Genomic DNA, 17,736 nt, shown 5'->3' with positions numbered 1-17,736 from the left:
ATGGATTGGGAAGGCCGACAATGCAGACGTAGCCGAGGCTAGAGCAACTGCGAGTAAAAGGTTAATGACATTCTAGAAGTGAACAAGGCGCTCGAGTGGATTTAAGCGGACTTCCTATCAGGGGCGTTCCACCCGGAATACTTAAAGACGGCAACAAGCTCCCCGGGTATATTTTTACTCTCGATTTGAGAGATACGGGACTATCGGAGGCAAGAAAGGTTAGCTTAGGCGGAAAAGCCCAGATATCTTAGTGTTCAAAGACGACGAACTGTCCATGCCTTAAAACGTCGTTGCAGCGCAAGGAACTGTGGACTGCACTCCACGTTGCCAATACCGGGTCTTTCCTACTGGTGCAGAGCAGGTCAGGCACATTGACGTACGTCGCTATCGACTTTGTCGAGTAATACCAATCCCAGGTCATAACATGCCATGAGATCGATGGATTCTTTCGACTGGCGAGGCACGGGAGGAATTCATAGCGGGGCTATGGATGACGAGCGCAACGCAGCCGGGTGGGAAAAGATGCGATCTCATGGTGTGGAACGGCTTGGGATTGGTATAAGACTCCATGATGAGGCGCTGACCTGAAAATTTCCGGGCTTTTACTGCATAACTTTATTGACTCACCCTAAAATTTCAGCATTTGCTTTGCAACGCCCACTTTCTTTTATCGCCGGAAGACAAAGGGGCAAGCCGGGACAGGGAACAGGACTTCCCCGCCGAGAGCGTTTTCGGCTTGACCGGCCTGGTCAAGGTCGGGGCCGAGGAAGATTGCTGCTGGAACAAGGCGTGACGACGCGACATGGCCAGCCATGGCAAGGAGTCACAACGCGGTGCCGGCGGTAATCTGTCCGGGATCAGCAGGCAGGTCAGGGGGAAAACGCTCTAGCAGCGGCCCACATGAATTAGTCTCGCTATGCACTGCTGGTCTGCAACCTCGGCCTCCCTCCGTCGAAAACATCCATTGATCTCATGGCACGTCGCGACTTGGGATTGGTATAAAAAAGCATCCGGATATGGAACTCTAACGGACTTGATCGCCACTCAATCTGACACAAAAACTGCGTTCCTGTTATCAGTCGATAGGTAAGCAGACGACCCAATTGTCTTGGCTGAATCTCTTTCATTGCATTCCCACCTTGATGCGCCCCTCACATTTTAATCATCATGAAATTTCCATATACGTCTTTTGCTTTTCAACGCCCCGATTTTCTCTTGGACGACATGCAAAAAGCCAGGCGGCAGAATAGGGAGCAAACATTACCGTCTGATCAGCGGCCTAAGCGCTTAGGGATATTGAAGCTTAAAAAACCGCGCGTGCAACTGGAGATAGAAGCGGCTTTAGCACAGCGCCAAGCCGGTGCAAGACATCCTCAGACCCCAAGCCATCCCTTGGCTCGCACGAAAACCCCAGACACTCCTGTGAAAGTTGCGCCGGAAACAGATATGCCCGGGAAGGGCGAACCATTTTCAGCAGCACGAGCTATCGCAGCAAATTGGAGAGCAAAACAGGCTGCTGAACAACAGCGATCCAAACAAATAGGTTCAACTCTTCAAAAGGGAGCAGGTTCTTCGGACAAGGAGATGGCTGCCCCTCCCGTAAATACGACAGTGGAGCAGTATGAACTATGGAAAACGGTTGGTGAAAAGTTGACTCCATGGATTCAAAGAGATATCAATGACGACCAGGAGACCAAAAACAAACTGGAACAGATTGGAAGGTTATATGAGAGTGTGCGTAGCGGTACAAGCACTCTAGCTGTCTCCGAAACCGGTAATGTGCAGATAAATATAATCAGTGGTGATGCTCCTCCATTAGCATTCGTGAATCAATTAAATAGCGCAGGAATAGCAGTCGTTATGCCTGCTGTGGCTGACGCTCGCGATAAAGTGACTGCATTGAGTGCAGGCAACGTTAATACCGCAACCTACGAGGCCGGGCCCGGTCTGCATACTACCGACAAAGCTAAAACTGAAAATAGAGCTACGAATTCGCGCTTAAGAGGAACAGATTATCGTGATCAGTTATTGGGGTGGTTTAACGAAGGTTTTTCCACCGAATCTGCCGTCAGAGCAAAAGTTGTAGAAAAAATCAAAAGTGGACTTGCATCCAGGAAAGAATTCACCCTGAATTTAACTGAGATATTCGACCTCAGCTCTCCTCCACCGATGCCGCAGTTAGGAACAAAAGTAAAGGTGCGACAAAATCAGTTCCCGGTGGATGCGCTAGAAAGTCTACGAAATACAGGTGTGGAAGTCATTACAATTCCTTCTACCGGTGCGGAAGCTAAGGTTAAACCCCTTGCTTCCACTCCTCAGGCTTTACCGAAAGGTGAAAGCGTACCTGGAATCAAAGCAAAAGATTTTGCATCTCCAGATCCTACACAGTATGCACCTGCAACGAGCAGCTCCGCCCAGCAGGTTTCAGCAAAAAAGATTTCATTTCAAAGGAGATTAGAGATATGGACGTCTATGAACTCTGATGAAAAAGCAGCTCGGAAACTAGCCGCTGATAAAATTCTAACGTGGATGGGTAAGCATCATTCTAATATTTGGACTCCATCTGAAACTAAAAGGCAGAAACCTGTTCTGGTGCTGGATCTTTCCGCAGAATCGGATAACACCCTGAAATTTTCAAGCATGCCTCCCATTCCGCCCGACGTGCCGGAGTTGATTGTCAAGAACCAAAACATCAGGGAAGTCAATATAAGTACGCTTCCAGAAACACTGAAAGTTCTTCGTCTAAACGGAAATCCATTAACTGACATTCAAGATGAAAACCTTCCTGAATCATTTAAAAGTCTTACTGTGGAGTTGGGAGCAACAACACTTGCTCCACGCATCGTAAGAAAATTAACAACCGAGAACCGATGGCCAAGCTACATCGTCTTTGCACCTCCAGAGCTTCCTAGTGATAGTGCAGGACGCAAGGTGACGAAATATACCTATGAAGAAACGTGGCGCGCAATCATGCCTAATTATCAGGCTTACATTGACAACGGAGGCGAGGAAATGCCGGCTCGGAGAGAGGCAATTGAAAGGCTCGAAGAATGGGTGCACGGAGATAATGGTGAACACCGGGGTACGCCATTGGAACTCAAGAACTTGGGACTGTCAGAACTACCTCCGGTATGGCCGCATGGCGTAAAAATCACTTCAATTGACGCAAAAGGCAACAGGTTGAAGGAAATCCCGTTGACAACATTGCCGCCAAATCTCAAATTCCTGGACTTGAGTAAGAATTTAATCAGTGCAATGCCTCCCGAACTCACGACAAGCCAAATGAACGCTAGAGGCACCAAGAGGTTTGGAGGGATGGCGACGAGCCCGGCGGATCTGGCTTCCCAATTGAATGAGATGGGTATTAAGTTGAATGATCTCCGTGCCATCGATCCTCGAGAGCGAAACCATTTGATAATCATCCTGAACGGAAATCCTCTTCCTGAAGAAGTGGGTAAAGAATACGAAGCACGCGAATTTGGCCCTAGCTATATCTTTAGTGAACAAGCGCTCAATGACCTAAAAGAGGCGATGAAAAATGATCCTGAAGCAAGCTTTTTCCAAGGACATTGATCGTATCGGTTGTTCCAATGAGTTGAGGGCAGCGGCAGTGTCGCCCGATCCGTAGCGTTATAAAAGTGACGGCATCCTCGCCACAGGAGGGTGCCAGTCTCTTCGAATATGCGTGCATTGGATTTCGCTTAAGCATCCAGGCAGCGTGAAGCGGAATTGCACATATAAAGACTTTTGTACATGGCCGCTAAGCTGCATTCGTATGTATGACAGCTCACTATAGATTTTCTGTGAAATTCCTTCCCGGGTTGTATTGCTTTGCCACGCAAAAGCAGTCCATACTGAAATAAACCGCATTATCCGCTCACTGCCAGCACCGCTTGGGAAGGCAAGCTACGTATCCATCTACTGCGCCGGTTTCAGCTGTATGGTCAGACCGTGGGAGGGGCATGGCGGAGGGAGGTAGGCACGTCAGCTGCGATGTACCGACGGGGATGCCGTGTATGACGGCGCTCCGCCCTTGCATCATCCGATGCGGACTTGAAAGAGGGGGCGCCCTTGTGACCGGAGCGGCCAGCATGCCGCTTGATTGAAGAGCGGTGAATTTGCCGATACATCAGGCCCGCAAGAAGGGAAGGCGATTTGCCGTTCCGCAAAGCGTGATGCCCGACAAACGAAGCAAGGGCTAGGAAAGCCCTCTGCTTCGTTAGAACTCGTTTCATAAATGGCGTCGAAGCAGAATCATGACAAGTGAGAGATGAACAAGGGCGGTGTAATGTTCGACGCAGCGGTCCCAACCAGTACCGCGCACGTGCCAGACGCTGGGTCGTTGAGCACACCCATAGCTGGCTCAACCGCTTCCGTCGGCTACTGGTAAGGTGGGAAAAACGTGAAGACACCTACCTCGCCATGTTGCAGCTTGCCTGCGGAATCATCGCTTGGCGTTCAGCCCTAACGAAATAGGCAGTTAGGCGTGCGCTTCTCGTACCGGGCTCAAGCCGTTCGCTACATTTTTCAAACGGGCTCCAAGCCGCTTCTTTTGTGTCTGACAGCGTTGCATCGAATTACATCGCGGACTCAAATTCGCCCACAAAACGGGCAACAGGAGCACTTATGGGAACAGTACGGCCTCCATCTTCCACTCACCTAGGCGCGGACTCGAAGTATAAGGACCGTGCAGTCCGTACATAATAAATTAAGTTTAATTTAAGGAGCACTAAAACATGAGCATGACAGTCAGCGGCATAGGTATCGCCCCCACCCCCCCTAACGAAATGCATACCGAAGAAAGTCTCAAAAAGACCCTGCAAGATCCAAATATTTCATCGAAAGATGCATCGACCGCAATGTCGAATCTATCAAACCTATACCATATAAAAGATCAGCAAGGAAAGGCGACCGACGATGAAAAGCAGCAAATGAAGTTGATGGGCGACGCATTTATGGGTGAGCTTAATTCCTCAGATGCTGAAAAGCTTGCTTCCATGCTCGGCATGAGCAAGGAAAAGATCTCGGAAATTAATGAAAAATCTGCAAAGCCTGATCACAATTCTATTCGCTAATTTTTATCTTATTGGCATAGTATTGCACGAGCATGGAAAAGAGTTATTGGTGAAAGCAGTCCGCTATGCACCGATAGCTCTTTTCCGTGCTCGGTGTCAGAACCGCTGCACCACTTCTTCGACCGCGCGTTCGCGCTATCGACGGTAGCGTCAGTGCGAGCGCGCTGGCCGAACACACTCGTCGCGGTAAGATTGAGTTGTTCGTTGCCGGCATCCACTCGTTGCATGCCTTGCGCTGATGGTGAAGTAACGAGGCCTCCAGGCAGGCTTTTCCTGCATGAGAAACACGTTGAATCATTTGCCAATCTTTCTTAATTACCGAACTGATCGCGGTTCTGAAAATCTCAAAGTTTTCAGTATCTACAACGGCGAGAAACATCAGCTTTAACAAACTAAATTCTTCATGCACGGGAACCGCTTTCCTGCCGGCTCCGCACCTCAGGGTGCAGCATTAAATCGTTAACGCTTCACGATTTACATAAAAATTTACCCAAATTAAGGAACAGCCGGATATGAGAGTCTCAAGCAATAACTCGCCATCGGTTGATAATTCGAACTCCGTCAATTTTGAAAACTGTAGCGAGCGGCTTGAGCCTGGTACGAGAAGCGCACGCCTGCGTGAGGTATGTCGAGCACCGCAGTGCCGGAATCACGCCGCGCAGCAAGTTTTTAAACAGGTACTTAGATGAGTGGATCGGTGAAGCAGCAAGTTCCGGCAAAACCTTGAGACCTTGCTGGCAGACGGGCCCAGGTCACTCACGTCCTTTATGTCATGCGCATCAAAGCGGCTGCCTTGGGCGCATGGCGGCGTTAGTCGTCGCTGGTGTGGCCCGCCACACGGCGCTTCTCCCGCCTTGCCCTGCATCTCAGGGCAAACCGATTCTTCCTTACACCCGCCTGCAATCCGCTCTGGTGGTGTGAGTTGGAAATTTGTTGAAAGCCAATGTGGCGAAATCATGTCGAGACAAGGAAGTAAGCACAGCAAGGCCGCGCCTTTGTCATTCGCTACGCGCATTGTTGACGCAGTATCGGCATGATTCTCGTCCACCAGTTGATCAACAGATTGTTAACTCGTACCACTAGGAGTGCGAAGGCACTGTAGCCGCACCGGCGGCTCATATGCGAAAAGTCACTTTGCATAGCCGATAAGCTTCGTTTGCACGCATTACGGAGCGCCATAGAATTTGTTGTCAAATTCTTTCCGGGTTAACGCCATGTCCGTCATTGCTCCTGCAGCCGAAGCTGTCCGTACCGCAACCAGGTTTGCCATCCGCCCGCTGGCGCCGCCGCTGGGCGCGGAAGTGATCGGTCTCGATCTGTCGCAGCCCTTGAACGACGCCGATTTTTCCCGCCTGCATCGCGCGCATCTCGATCATCATGTACTGGTATTCCGCGACCAGCGCATCACGCCGCGGCAGCAGATCGATTTCAGTCGCCGCTTCGGACGGCTGCAGATCCATGTGCTGCATCAATTCCAGCTGCCCGGTCATCCCGAAATCCTGATCGTCTCCAACATCAAGGAGAACGGCCAGCCGATCGGCCTCGGCGATGCGGGCCATTACTGGCATTCCGACCTGTCCTACAAGGAGCTCCCCAGCCTGGGTTCGATGCTGCATGCGCAGGAATTGCCGGCCGAAGGAGGCGATACCCTGTTCGCCAACATGCACCTGGCCTACGACACCCTGCCCGGGCACCTGAAGCGCAAGGTGGAGGGCTTGAAGGCCGAGCACAGCTACCTGACCAAGTATGCGGAACTGCAGCGCCGCAGCCCGTGGCGGCCGAACCTGACCGAAGAACAGATCGCGCAGGTCAAGCCGGTGACGCATCCGGTGGTGCGCACGCATCCCGAGACCGGCCGCAAGGCATTGTTCGTGAGCGAACATTTCACGCCGCGCATCGTCGGCCTGCCCGAGGATGAAAGCCGCGACCTGCTCGACCAGCTGTTCGCCCACAGCGTCAAGCCGGAGCACGTCTACCGTCATCGCTGGCAGCCGCACGACATGGTGTTCTGGGATAACCGTTCGCTCATGCATCTCGCCGCCGGCTGTCCCGACGACCAGCGCCGCAAGCTGTATCGCACCACCATCGAAGGCGATGCGCCTTTCTGATCATCAGGCAGGGCTGTCATTGCACCCAGTGGTGCAATGCATAACGAATGCCGAATAACGAACAACGAATGACAATAGGGAGCTCCACCATGTCCGAACCGATTCACCGTTTCAGCGGCGCGCGCCGCCGTGTTCTCGCTCTGGCCGCAAGTCTGGGCCTCGTCTGCGGCACGCTGGCCCTGCCCGCTCATGCCGAGGGCCGCATCCGCATCGCCGAGCAGTTCGGCGTGGTCTACCTGCTCCTCAATGTGGCGCAGGACCAGAAGCTGATCGAAAAGCACGGCAAGCAGAAGGGCGTCGATATCCAGGTGGAATGGACCAAGCTGTCCGGCGGCGCCTCGACCAATGATGCGCTGCTGTCCGGGTCCATCGATATCGCCGGGGCCGGCGTCGGCCCGCTGCTCACGTTGTGGGACCGCACCCACGGCAAGCAGAACGTGAAAGGCGTGGCGTCGCTCGGCAATTTCCCGTATTACCTGGTCAGCACTAATCCGAAGGTGAAGACCATCGCCGACTTCACCGACAAGGACAGGATCGCGCTGCCGGCGGTGACGGTCTCGGTGCAGGCGCGCATCCTGCAGATGGCGGCGGCGAAACAGTGGGGCGACAAGGAATTCGCGCGGCTCGACAAGCTGACCCAGGCCCTGCCGCATCCCGACGCGGCGGCGGCCCTGATCGCCGGCAAGACCGAGATCAATGCGCATTTTGGCAATCCGCCATTCCAGGACCAGGAGCTGGCGCAGAATCCGAACGCGCATGTCGTGCTCAATTCCTATGACGTGCTGGGCGGACCGGGCTCGGCCACGGTGCTGTACGCCACCGAGAAATTCCGCAGCGAGAATCCGAAAACCTACGGCGCCTTCATCGCCGCGCTGACCGAGGCGGCGCAGTTCATCACGAGCAATCCGGATGCGGCGGTGGATGCCTACCTGCGGGTGAACAAGACCAATACCGACCGCAAGCTGCTGCTCGGCATCATCACCAATCCGCAGGTGCAGTTCAAGATAGCGCCGCAGAACACCTTTGCCTTCGCGCAGTTCCTGCATCGCATCGGCGCGATCAAGAACCAGCCGAAAAGCTGGCGCGATTATTTCTTCGATGATCCCGCCACTGCGCAGGGCAGCTGATTCATTACGGATTCATTACGGATTCACCCAACACAGGAGAATGGCATGAGCGTGCATCCGCTTGCGCTACCGATTTCGAGCGCGCCCCCGGCCGCCGGCCGCACCCGCCCGGCCACCGACATGCCGCTGTTGCAGGCGCAAGGCGTGACGCTGGAATACCGCACCGCCGCCCATGCGGTGCGCGCCACGCACCGGGTGAGCTTCGACGTGCACCGCGGCGACCGCTTCGTGCTGCTGGGACCGTCGGGTTGCGGCAAGTCCACGCTGCTCAAGGCCGTCGGCGGCTTCATCGCGCCGCGTGAAGGCGGCATCTGTCTTGACGGCCGGGTCGTGGCCGGGCCGGGGCCTGACCGCGTCGTGGTGTTCCAGGAATTCGACCAGCTGCCGCCGTGGAAAACCGTCAAGGAAAATGTCATGTTTCCGCTGCTCGCCAGCAGGCGCGCCGGCCGGCGGGAAGCCGAAGCGCGCGCCCTGCACTGGCTGCACAAGGTCGGTCTCGACCGCTTCGCCGATGCCTTTCCGCACACCTTGTCGGGCGGCATGAAGCAGCGGGTGGCGATTGCGCGTGCACTCGCCATGCAGCCGGAAGTGCTGCTGATGGACGAACCCTTCGCCGCGCTCGATGCGCTGACGCGCCGCAAGATGCAGGAGGAACTGCAGGCGCTGTGGGAAGAGGAGCGCTTCACGCTGCTGTTCGTGACGCACTCGATCGAGGAAGCCCTGGTCGTCGGCAACCGCATCCTGCTGCTGTCGCCGCATCCGGGGCGGGTGCGGGCCGAAATCAACAGCCATCAGTTCGGCCTGCACAGCCTCGGCGGCAGCGAATTCCAGTCCACCGCCAAGCGGATTCACCGCCTGCTCTTCGATGAGCCGGCGCCATCGCGACATGAAGCCGATGCCGATGCCGATGCCGATGAAAATGCCGGCGGAGTCGCGCACGCTGCGCGTGTCCAGGAGGCCTGATTCATGCATGCACTCGTTCCTCCGGTACGACCGGAATATGAACGCCCGCCCGAACCGCTGGGCGACATCGCCGCCGAACGCATCCTGCCGCTGCACCGGCGGCTCTGGCAATCCGGCACCCTGCGCAAGGCATTCATTCTCGGCCTGCTTGCGGTGGTCTGGGAGATGTTTGCGCGCTGGCAAGACAATGAACTGCTGCTGCCGACCTTCAGCGCCACGGCGCGCGCACTGGTCGAGGGACTCGGCAGCGGCGAGCTGATCGGCAACATCGCCGTGTCGCTCGGCGTGCTGCTGCAGGGCTATGCCCTCGGCGTGGCCGCCGCTTTCATGCTGACGGCGCTGGCGGTGTCGACCCGGATCGGACGCGACCTGCTGGAAACGCTGACCTCGATGTTCAACCCGCTGCCGGCCATTGCGCTGCTGCCGCTGGCGTTGCTGTGGTTCGGCCTGGGGCGCGGCAGCCTGATTTTCGTGCTGCTGCATTCGGTGCTGTGGCCGCTGGCGCTCAATACCTATGCCGGTTTCCAGGGCGTGCCGGAGACCCTGCGCATGGCGGGCCGCAATTACGGACTGCGCGGGTTGCGGCTGGTGGTGCAGATCCTGGTGCCGGCGGCCCTGCCGTCCATCGTCTCCGGCTTGAAGATCGCATGGGCCTTTGCCTGGCGCACGCTGATCGCCGCCGAACTGGTTTTCGGCGCGACTTCGGGCAAGGGCGGTCTGGGCTGGTACATTTTCCAGAACCGCAACGAGCTCTATACTGACAAGGTGTTCGCCGGCCTGGCCGCGGTCATCCTGATCGGCTTGCTGGTGGAAAACATCGTGTTCCATTCGCTGGAACGCGTCACGGTGCGGCGCTGGGGAATGCAGCGGTAGCCGGCCGACCGGGATGCATCGCAGCACGCATCAACAACGCGGGAGACCATCATGGATCTGCTTGATCTTGCCACTGCCGTTCTGGCGCTCATAGCCGCCGTCGCATCGCTGGTGTTTCCTCTACGGCGAAATGATCCTGCCGACAAGGAAAACTCCCGGTGACGGATGCTGCAGTCGATCCCGGAGCCCATCGCTCCCCGGTTGGCGGTTGACGGCGGCCGGTGTCAGTGCGCACTCATGGCGCACTCATGGCGCGCACTTGGCCACCGCGCCATGCTGCATCCAGATCGGCAGGCGCAGCTCCAGGATCGCGCGCACCGTACCGAGAATTTCCTCGTGCCGCATTTCGGGGGAATCTGCGGCCTGGCCGTCTTGCGCTGAAGGATTTTCCTGCGCTGCGATCACCGTTGCGACATGCCGTGAAATCAGCTCGACATCGACGTCTTTTCCGAGTTGCGCCGCGAACGGGTACACCAGGCGCTGAATCAGTCCCGCCTCGGTGCCGCTACCCAGCAGCGGCGACGCCAGCACTTGATGCTCGTCGCTTGTTTCGGACAGCCGGGCCAACTCCATGTTCAGCCGCTGCGCCGGTGCGGGGTCGATTGCCGCCGTCTGAACGAAATAGGGCGCGACCCTGCTATTCGTGATCAGCCTCGCCGCGACTTTCAGCAAGTCTGCCGCAGGTCGCTGCGCGTAGGGCGGCAGCAGGGCCAGTTCCGAAAGACGATGCGGCCTCTTCCTGAGTGCGTCCAGCAGCGGCGCATACAGCTCGTCAAAGTCAACCAGTGCTTCGAGCTTGGGGTCGCCGGAAACATTCGGACGGCTGAGCGCCAGCCCGGTCCTGCTCATCCACGTGGCAAGGCGCGCCGGCGACAGGCGGCGGGCGCCGCGTATGAAGACATCCTGGCGCAGTGAGGTATTCATGATGCAGTCGCGCGCTGTTTCGCGCAACGCCGCATGGGAAATGGTGCCGAGGAACTGCTGTTGCTCCGGCGTCAGGTAAAGCTCGGGGAAGTTCTGGGTCATCAGGGCGGAAGCTGCGTAATCGAGCTTCGCTGCCGCCATATCGTGCGCCACGTCGGCATGGTACAGCGCGCTCCATCCGTCATGCAGGTATTCATGCGCCAGGTAGTCATTGCCGCTGTCCTTGAGCGACTCCATGTAAGGCGACAGGCTTGCGTTCCTGGACAGGAAGCGCGGGCCGGCATGCTGCAGGCGCCCGATGAAATCGCGCGCCTGATCGATCTGTGCGGCGCTGTCATTGGGATGCAAGTCCGCATGCAGCCGGATCAGGCGCTGGAGCACCGTCGCCGCGCACCAGCCCGGCATGGCGTTATAGCTGAGGAAAACAATGCCGCCCGGTTTCAGGTAGCGCTTGAGGAAATCGACGATCTGCCGGCGGTTCCCGGCGTGGACCCAGGAGTAGACGCCATAGAGGCTGACGAAGTCGAACCGGGGCAGATCCTCCACCTTGCCTGCCGCCAGTTCTTCGAAACTGTTTTCCAGGAAGGTCATGTTTTTCAACTCCGCGGCCTCGGCCAGTTCGCGGGCGCCGAGGATATGCGCGGGATTGAAGTCGCTCGCAAAAAACCGGGCATGCGGGTTGGCCGCCGCCAGCACATTGGAAGTCAGGCCGCGCCCGCAGCCCAGCTCCATGTAGGTAAAGGGCCTGTCCAGCGCCACCGGCTCGTAGCCGTTGAGAATGCAGGCAAAGCTCAGATGCGCCGGGCTTTGTTCCTTGAAAAACGAGACCGGATAAGTAATGTCCGATACATAGCCGTCGTTCCGCGTCATGCTGGATTGCTCCCTTATTGGATTTCGTACCGGGCATCCATCGCGTGCCCTGTTGACTATGGGTAACGCCAGCGAGGAAAGCGGTTCCATGCATGAACAGCGGCCGACCCGGGCGGGCGCTTGCCCGGACGGCGGAAATCAGGCGGGAAGGCGATTCAGATGGCAGGCGGAATGATGCCCCGGCGCGATTTCGGCGAGCGCCGGCGCCTGTTCCCGGCAGACCGGCATCGCATGCGGGCAGCGCGGATGGAAGTGGCAGCCCGAGGGCGGCGCCAGCGGCGACGGCAGCTCGCCCTGGATGGCGATGAAGCGCTTCTTCCTGACTTCGAGGGTCGGCACTTCGGCGAGCAGGGCGCGGGTGTAAGGATGATTGGCGTCGGTGAACAGGCGCTCCGAGGCAATCGATTCGACCACGCGCCCGAGATACATCACCACGATGCGCCGGCTGACATGATGCACCACGTTCAGGTCATGGCTGATGAACAGATAGGTCAGGTTGAGCTCGTCGCGCAGGCGCATGAACAGGTTGAGTATCTGCGCCTGGATCGAGACATCGAGTGCGGCCACCGCTTCGTCGCAGACCAGGAATTCCGGCCTGACCGCCAGCGCGCGGGCAATGCCCACGCGCGCGCGCTGGCCGCCGGAGAACTGGTAGGGAAAATGCCGGATCACCGCCGGGTCCAGCCCGACCCGCTCCAGCAGCGATGCCACATACTCGGCTTGCTGCGCGCGCGGCACGATGCCGTGCGCCACCGGCGCCTCGCCGACGATGTCCTGCACGCGCATGCGCGGGTTGAGCGAGGCCTGCGGATCCTGGAAGATCATTTGCATGCCGAGGCCATGCCGCGCCTTGGCCAGCAATGCCGCGGGCGCCGGCGCTGCCGCGCTGCCGATCAGCTCGCCTTTCCAGTGCCGTTCGCCGGCCGACAGGCTGTGCAGGCCGACGGCCATTCTGCCCAGCGTGGATTTGCCGCAGCCGGATTCGCCGACCAGGCCGACCACCTCGCCCGGCTGGATCGACAGACTCACATTGTCGACCGCGAAGACGGTCGATTGCGGAAGAGGCATGCCGGCGGCCCTGCGCAGGCGGGAAAGAAGCCCGGGCGATTTCCGGAAGTGCTTGGAAACCTGGCGCAATTCCAGCAGAGGGGTGGTGGTCATGGGGTCGTCGTCCGAAGGGGGAGCGGTTTCATTGCATTTTTTCGCCGCGCATCAGGCCGGCGCTGTTGCGGCGGCGATGATCGGGTGGAAGCAGCGCAGTTCGCGCCCGTCCTGCTCCACGGTTACCGGCGGCTCCTGCAGGCAGGCTTGCGTGGCACGCGGACAGCGATCGCGGAAAGCGCAGCCGGACGGCCGGTTGAACGGCGATTGCGGACTGCCCGGAATCTGCCGCAGCGGCTGTCCGCGCACGCCGCGCGAGGGAATCGAATCCATCAGCGCACGGGTGTATGGATGCCTGGCCGATTCGATGATCTGGGCCGTGCTGCCCTGTTCCACGATACGCCCCGCATACATGACCGCAACCCGGTCCGCGAGGCCGGCGACGACGGCAAGGTCATGCGTGATCCAGATCAGGCTGGTCCCGGATTCGCGGCACAACGCCTGCATTTCATGCAGGATCTGCGCCTGTATCGTCACATCGAGCGCCGTCGTCGGTTCGTCCGCGATGATGAGGTCGGGCCGGTTGAGCAGCGCAATGGCAATCGCCACGCGCTGGCGCATGCCGCCGGAAAACTGGTGAGGATAGGCATGCAGCCGCTCCTCGGGCGAAGCAATGCCGACGCGTGAAAGCGCATCGCGCGCCCGGACGCGGCCGGCCGGCTTGCCGATGCGTTCATGGGCGAGGATCGCTTCGATCATCTGCGTGTCGATGCGCAGCACCGGATTGAGGGTCATCATCGGGTCCTGGAAGATCATGGCGATGCGGTTGCCGCGCAGCTGCCGCAGCCGTTCCCTGTCGTATTCCCGCAGGTTGTCGCCCTTGAACAGGATGCGGCCACCGACCACTTCTCCGGGCTTGTCGACCAGGCCCATGATGGAGGCGCCGGTGACCGACTTGCCGGAGCCGGATTCGCCGACCAGGCCCAGGATTTCACCTTGTTCGACCCGGAAGCTCACGCCGTCGACCGCTCTGGCCGGTCCGGACCGGCCGAGGAAATGCGTGCGCAGATCCTCGACGGCGAGGGTAGGGCGGCGCAGGTTCGCGGGCAGCGCGTCCTGATCGACTGGAATGGCGGGCATCATTGCACCTGCAGGCGGGGATTGATCACGTCGCGCAAGCGGTCGGCGACCAGGTTGATGGCGACCAGGGTCAGCAGCAGGGCCGCACCGGGAAAGAAGCTGATCCAGTACTTGCCGGTCAGCAGATACTGGAAGCCGTTGGCGATCAGCAGGCCCAGCGACGGCTCCGTGACCGGAAGGCCGACGCCGAGAAAGGACAGCGTGGCTTCCAGCGCGATCGCCGCCGCGATCTGCAGCGTCGCCACCACGATCAGCGGCGGCAGGCAGTTCGGCAGCAGGTGCCCGAACAGGATGCGCGTCGTCGACAGGCCGAGCAGGATGGCGGCATCGATGTATTCCTTCTGCCGCTCGACGATGGCCACGCCCCGGGTGGTGCGGGCGTAATACGCCCACTGCACCGCGATCAGCGCGGTAATGATCTTGCCGGTGCCCTTGCCGAGAATGGCAAGCAGCACCAGCGCGATCAGGATGGCCGGAAAGGACAGCTGCAGGTCGGCGACGCGCATGATCACCGCATCGGCCTTGCCGCCGAAATAGCCGGCGATCAGGCCGAGGGTCATGCCGATGGCCAGCGCGATGAGGGTGGCGCTCACGCCGACGAAGAGGCTGACGCGCAAGCCGTAAAGAATGGCCGACAGCATGTCGCGCCCCTGTTCATCGGTGCCGAGCGGGTAATGGCGCAGGCCGTCGACGCTCGGAGAACCGGGCGCGCGGCGCGCATCCGAGATGTCGAGCTGCGCCAGATCGTAAGGGTCCTGCATCGCGATCCAGGGCGCCAGCGCGGCGGCGCACAGCACGACGAGCAGCAGGATGAGTCCGGACATCGCGAGCCGGCTTTCGAAATAGGCCGACAGGAATCGGCGCAGCGGCGTCCCGGCTTTCGGGATGGGTGTCATTGTCCTGCTCCGGCAAGGCGCACGCGCGGATCGAGCAGGGCATACACGATATCCACGGTCAGGTTGATCAAGGCATACAGCAGCACCGTCATCAGCAGATAGGCGACGATGACCGGGCGGTCGAGCTGATTGATGGAGTCGAGCAGCAGCTTGCCCATGCCAGGCCAGGAAAAGATGGATTCGGTCACCACCGCGAAGGCGATCAGCGAGCCGAACTCCAGGCCGATGACGGTCACGATGGGAATCAGGATGTTTTTCAGGACATGCAAGCCGATCACCCGGCTTTCCCGCAAACCCTTGGCGCGGGCGAAGCGAACGTAGTCCTGCAGCAGCGCCTCCCGCGTCCCCGCGCGGGTCAACCGGATGATGAGCGACAGCTTGAACAGCGCAAGATTGATCGCCGGCATCAGGATGTGCCGCCAGCCTTCCGCGCTGAAAAGGGAAACGGGAAAGCCCATGATGTCCGTCGTCGGTCCGCGTCCGCTCGACGGCAGCCAGCCCAGTTGCACCGAGAACAGCATGATCATCATCAGCCCGACCCAGAACGTGGGCAGGGAAAAGCCGAGGATGGAGCCGGCCATGATGGCCTTGCCGGACAGGGCGTCGGGTCGCAGCCCGGCCCACAGCCCGAGCGGCACGCCCAGCAAGACGGCAATGCCCATGGCGACGAAGGACAGTTCCAGCGTCGCGGGCATGCGTTCCAGGATCAGCGTGATGGCGGAAATGTCGTGGATGAACGACTTGCCCAGGTCGCCGGAAAGCGCGCCCTGGAGAAAGCGCGCATACTGCCTCCACAGCGGCTGGTCGAGGCCGAGCGCGGCGGTGGCGCGCGCAATGTCGGCCTGGTCGGCCTGGGGATTGATCAGGATGTCGACCGGATTGCCGATCGCATACACCCCCAGGAACACCAGGGCCGACATGACCAGCAGGACGCCGGCGGTCTGCGCGATGCGGCGCGAGATGAACAGGAACATGCCTTGCAGTCCTAGTATGCCGCGCCGCGCTTATTCCGGAGCGAACTGATGCGCGAAGGTGAATTCATCCGTGCGGGCTATGTACTTGACACCCTTGCGCACGGCCCAGGTCGCATACTGGTGATGCAAGGGGATTACCGCATAGTCCTTCAACGCGGTGACGGCACCCTCCCTGGCGGCGGCTTCGCGCTTCTGCGCATCGACCGAGGACAGCGCGGCACGCACCGACTGATCCACCTTGGGATTGCTGTACTTGCCCCAGTTCCAGGTGCCCCAGCCGGAATCCGGATCGGCTGTGCCCAGCAGCGAGCGCAGCGTGAAGTCGCCGGCCAGCGAGCCCCAGCCGAGCAGGGCCATGCTGAATTCGCCGGCGCGCGCCTTGCCGAAGTACGAGGACAGCGGCATGGTTTCCACCTTGGCCTGGATGCCGATGCGGCTGAGGAACTGGGCCGTCGTCTGCACGATCTGGTCGTCATTCACATAGCGGTTGTTCGGACCGTGCAGCGTGACGGCGAAACCGTCGGGATAGCCGGCCTCGGCCAGCAGCTTCCTGGCGCCGGCGACATCGTAGGTCTCCACCTTGAGGGCCTCGGCATGGCCGAAGATGCCGGGCGATACCACGTTCGATGCGGGAACGGCCAGGCCTTCCATGGTTTGCTCCACGAGCACCTGGCGGTTGATCGCCTTGGAGATGGCCTGGCGCACGCGCACGTCCTTGAACGGATTCTTGTCCAGCGGCTTGCCGGACTTGTCGAACACGAAGGGCGACTTGTCGCGCGACTGGTCGAGATGCCAGAAGATGGTGCGCCACGACACCTTCTGCTCGATGCGGAATTTCGGATTGGCGCGCACCTTGCCGATGTCCACGGTCGGCACCGATTCGATCGCATCGACTTCGCCGGCCAGCAGGGCGGTCAGTCGCGGCGTGTCGGAAGCGATGATGCGGAAGGTCACCTTGTCCCATGCCGGCTTGCTTCCCCAGTAGGCATCGTTGCGTACCAGTTCGATGCGGTCGCCGCGCTTGTAGCTGCCGAACTTGAAGGGGCCGCTGCCGACGGCGGCCTTGCCGTTGTTGAAGTCTTCGGTGCTCGCCTGCTGGGCAGCCTTTTTCGAGACGATGAAAATGGAACTGACATCCAGGGGCAGGGGGCCGTAGGGCGTCGCGGTTTTCAGGCGGATGGTCTGCGCATCGACGATTTCCTTGCCGACGATCTGCTTGGTGTAGCTGGTGAACGGGCCGGGGCTGTTGGTGAGCGACGCCGGGCGGTCGAGCGAGTAGGCGACGTCTTCCGCCGTCAGGTCCGAGCCGTCATGAAACTTGACGTTGGGACGCAGCTTGAATTCCCAGGTGGTCGGGTTGACCGCCTTCCACGACACCGCCAGGCCGGGAATCAGCTGGCCGTTGGGATCGACATGCACCAGGGCGTCGAACATGTGCTGGGAAAGGGCGATATTGGGCGCGATGTTGACGAAGTGCGGATCGAGCGAAGAGACATCCGCAGCCAGGGCGATCTTCAGGTCGGCGGCCTGCGCCGGGGCGGCGGCGATGAGCATGGCCGAGGCGCTTGCCGCCAGCAGTGCGCCGATCAGTTTTTTGCGATAGGGAGACATGGATGTTTCCTGGTGGGGTTGGATGGTGGAAAACGGTGCCGTTGCGCGGCGCCCCGTGGGCGGCTGCACTCGCT

12 protein-coding genes and 1 pseudogene are annotated in these 17,736 nt (G+C 59.4%); 7 read left to right on the top strand and 6 right to left on the bottom strand.

The window, feature by feature from the left end:
- Positions 1-1,167 precede the first annotated feature (1,167 nt).
- From FH061_RS12570 to FH061_RS12540, 7 genes and pseudogenes are all read left to right on the top strand, one after another.
- The gene (locus tag FH061_RS12570; protein WP_151636173.1) at positions 1,168-3,573 is read left to right on the top strand and encodes a leucine-rich repeat domain-containing protein; all 2,406 of its coding nucleotides are present in this window, start codon (positions 1,168-1,170) and stop codon (positions 3,571-3,573) included.
- Positions 3,574-4,323: 750 nt separating this feature from the next.
- Positions 4,324-4,476 (top strand): annotated as a pseudogene (locus FH061_RS12565) (transposase); the annotation flags it as partial.
- Positions 4,477-4,736: 260 nt separating this feature from the next.
- Complete coding sequence (locus FH061_RS12560) at positions 4,737-5,075, top strand: hypothetical protein (RefSeq protein WP_151636172.1); 339 nt, start codon at positions 4,737-4,739, stop codon at positions 5,073-5,075.
- A gap of 1,214 nt (positions 5,076-6,289) precedes the next feature.
- Complete coding sequence (locus FH061_RS12555; RefSeq protein WP_151636171.1) at positions 6,290-7,183, top strand: TauD/TfdA dioxygenase family protein; 894 nt, start codon at positions 6,290-6,292, stop codon at positions 7,181-7,183.
- An 89-nt stretch (positions 7,184-7,272) separates the two neighbouring features.
- Positions 7,273-8,310 carry an ABC transporter substrate-binding protein gene (locus tag FH061_RS12550; protein ID WP_151636170.1) on the top strand — a complete coding sequence of 346 codons (1,038 nt, stop codon included), beginning with the start codon at positions 7,273-7,275 and terminating at the stop codon, positions 8,308-8,310.
- A 45-nt stretch (positions 8,311-8,355) separates the two neighbouring features.
- On the top strand, positions 8,356-9,273 hold the full coding sequence (locus FH061_RS12545) for an ABC transporter ATP-binding protein (RefSeq protein ID WP_151636169.1): 918 nt from the start codon (positions 8,356-8,358) through the stop codon (positions 9,271-9,273).
- 3 nt (positions 9,274-9,276) lie between these two features.
- A complete protein-coding gene (locus tag FH061_RS12540) occupies positions 9,277-10,146 on the top strand; it encodes an ABC transporter permease (protein ID WP_151636168.1) in 870 nt (289 codons plus the stop codon).
- A gap of 246 nt (positions 10,147-10,392) precedes the next feature.
- Here the strand turns inward: FH061_RS12540 and FH061_RS12535 are convergent, their stop codons facing one another.
- The 6 genes from FH061_RS12535 to FH061_RS12510 all read right to left on the bottom strand — a co-directional run bounded on the left by FH061_RS12535 (position 10,393) and on the right by FH061_RS12510 (position 17,662).
- A complete protein-coding gene (locus FH061_RS12535) occupies positions 10,393-11,940 on the bottom strand; it encodes a class I SAM-dependent methyltransferase (protein WP_151636167.1) in 1,548 nt (515 codons plus the stop codon).
- 138 nt (positions 11,941-12,078) lie between these two features.
- Positions 12,079-13,101, bottom strand: coding sequence for an ABC transporter ATP-binding protein (locus FH061_RS12530; protein ID WP_151636166.1), 1,023 nt, complete (start codon positions 13,099-13,101; stop codon positions 12,079-12,081).
- A gap of 51 nt (positions 13,102-13,152) precedes the next feature.
- Positions 13,153-14,184 carry an ABC transporter ATP-binding protein gene (locus FH061_RS12525; RefSeq protein WP_404822455.1) on the bottom strand — a complete coding sequence of 344 codons (1,032 nt, stop codon included), beginning with the start codon at positions 14,182-14,184 and terminating at the stop codon, positions 13,153-13,155.
- Entirely contained in the window at positions 14,181-15,077 is an 897-nt protein-coding gene (locus FH061_RS12520) for an ABC transporter permease (protein WP_151636165.1), read from the bottom strand. Before FH061_RS12520 ends, FH061_RS12525 begins: the two co-directional genes overlap by 4 nt.
- Positions 15,074-16,051 carry an ABC transporter permease gene (locus FH061_RS12515; protein ID WP_151636164.1) on the bottom strand — a complete coding sequence of 326 codons (978 nt, stop codon included), beginning with the start codon at positions 16,049-16,051 and terminating at the stop codon, positions 15,074-15,076. Before FH061_RS12515 ends, FH061_RS12520 begins: the two co-directional genes overlap by 4 nt.
- Positions 16,052-16,081: 30 nt before the next feature.
- Entirely contained in the window at positions 16,082-17,662 is a 1,581-nt protein-coding gene (locus FH061_RS12510; RefSeq protein WP_151636163.1) for an ABC transporter substrate-binding protein, read from the bottom strand.
- Positions 17,663-17,736: the final 74 nt, after the last annotated feature.

Origin of the sequence: Noviherbaspirillum aerium (genome assembly GCF_008929045.1) — a bacterium.
In the GTDB taxonomy this organism is placed as follows: Bacteria; Pseudomonadota; Gammaproteobacteria; order Burkholderiales; family Burkholderiaceae_D; genus Noviherbaspirillum; species Noviherbaspirillum aerium.
The sequence above is the reverse complement of the archived record's forward strand: the minus strand, read 5'-3'. Positions and strand labels throughout refer to the sequence as shown.

Bases quoted from the DNA above. Each gene is read 5' to 3' on its own strand.
- FH061_RS12570 (WP_151636173.1), top strand. From the start codon at position 1,168: ATGAAATTTCCATATACGTCTTTTGCTTTTCAACGCCCCGATTTTCTC.
- FH061_RS12560 (WP_151636172.1), top strand. From the start codon at position 4,737: ATGAGCATGACAGTCAGCGGCATAGGTATCGCCCCCACCCCCCCTAAC.
- FH061_RS12555 (WP_151636171.1), top strand. From the start codon at position 6,290: ATGTCCGTCATTGCTCCTGCAGCCGAAGCTGTCCGTACCGCAACCAGG.
- FH061_RS12550 (WP_151636170.1), top strand. From the start codon at position 7,273: ATGTCCGAACCGATTCACCGTTTCAGCGGCGCGCGCCGCCGTGTTCTC.
- FH061_RS12545 (WP_151636169.1), top strand. From the start codon at position 8,356: ATGAGCGTGCATCCGCTTGCGCTACCGATTTCGAGCGCGCCCCCGGCC.
- FH061_RS12540 (WP_151636168.1), top strand. From the start codon at position 9,277: ATGCATGCACTCGTTCCTCCGGTACGACCGGAATATGAACGCCCGCCC.
- FH061_RS12535 (WP_151636167.1), bottom strand. From the start codon at position 11,940: ATGACGCGGAACGACGGCTATGTATCGGACATTACTTATCCGGTCTCG.
- FH061_RS12530 (WP_151636166.1), bottom strand. From the start codon at position 13,101: ATGACCACCACCCCTCTGCTGGAATTGCGCCAGGTTTCCAAGCACTTC.
- FH061_RS12525 (WP_404822455.1), bottom strand. From the start codon at position 14,184: ATGATGCCCGCCATTCCAGTCGATCAGGACGCGCTGCCCGCGAACCTG.
- FH061_RS12520 (WP_151636165.1), bottom strand. From the start codon at position 15,077: ATGACACCCATCCCGAAAGCCGGGACGCCGCTGCGCCGATTCCTGTCG.
- FH061_RS12515 (WP_151636164.1), bottom strand. From the start codon at position 16,051: ATGTTCCTGTTCATCTCGCGCCGCATCGCGCAGACCGCCGGCGTCCTG.
- FH061_RS12510 (WP_151636163.1), bottom strand. From the start codon at position 17,662: ATGTCTCCCTATCGCAAAAAACTGATCGGCGCACTGCTGGCGGCAAGC.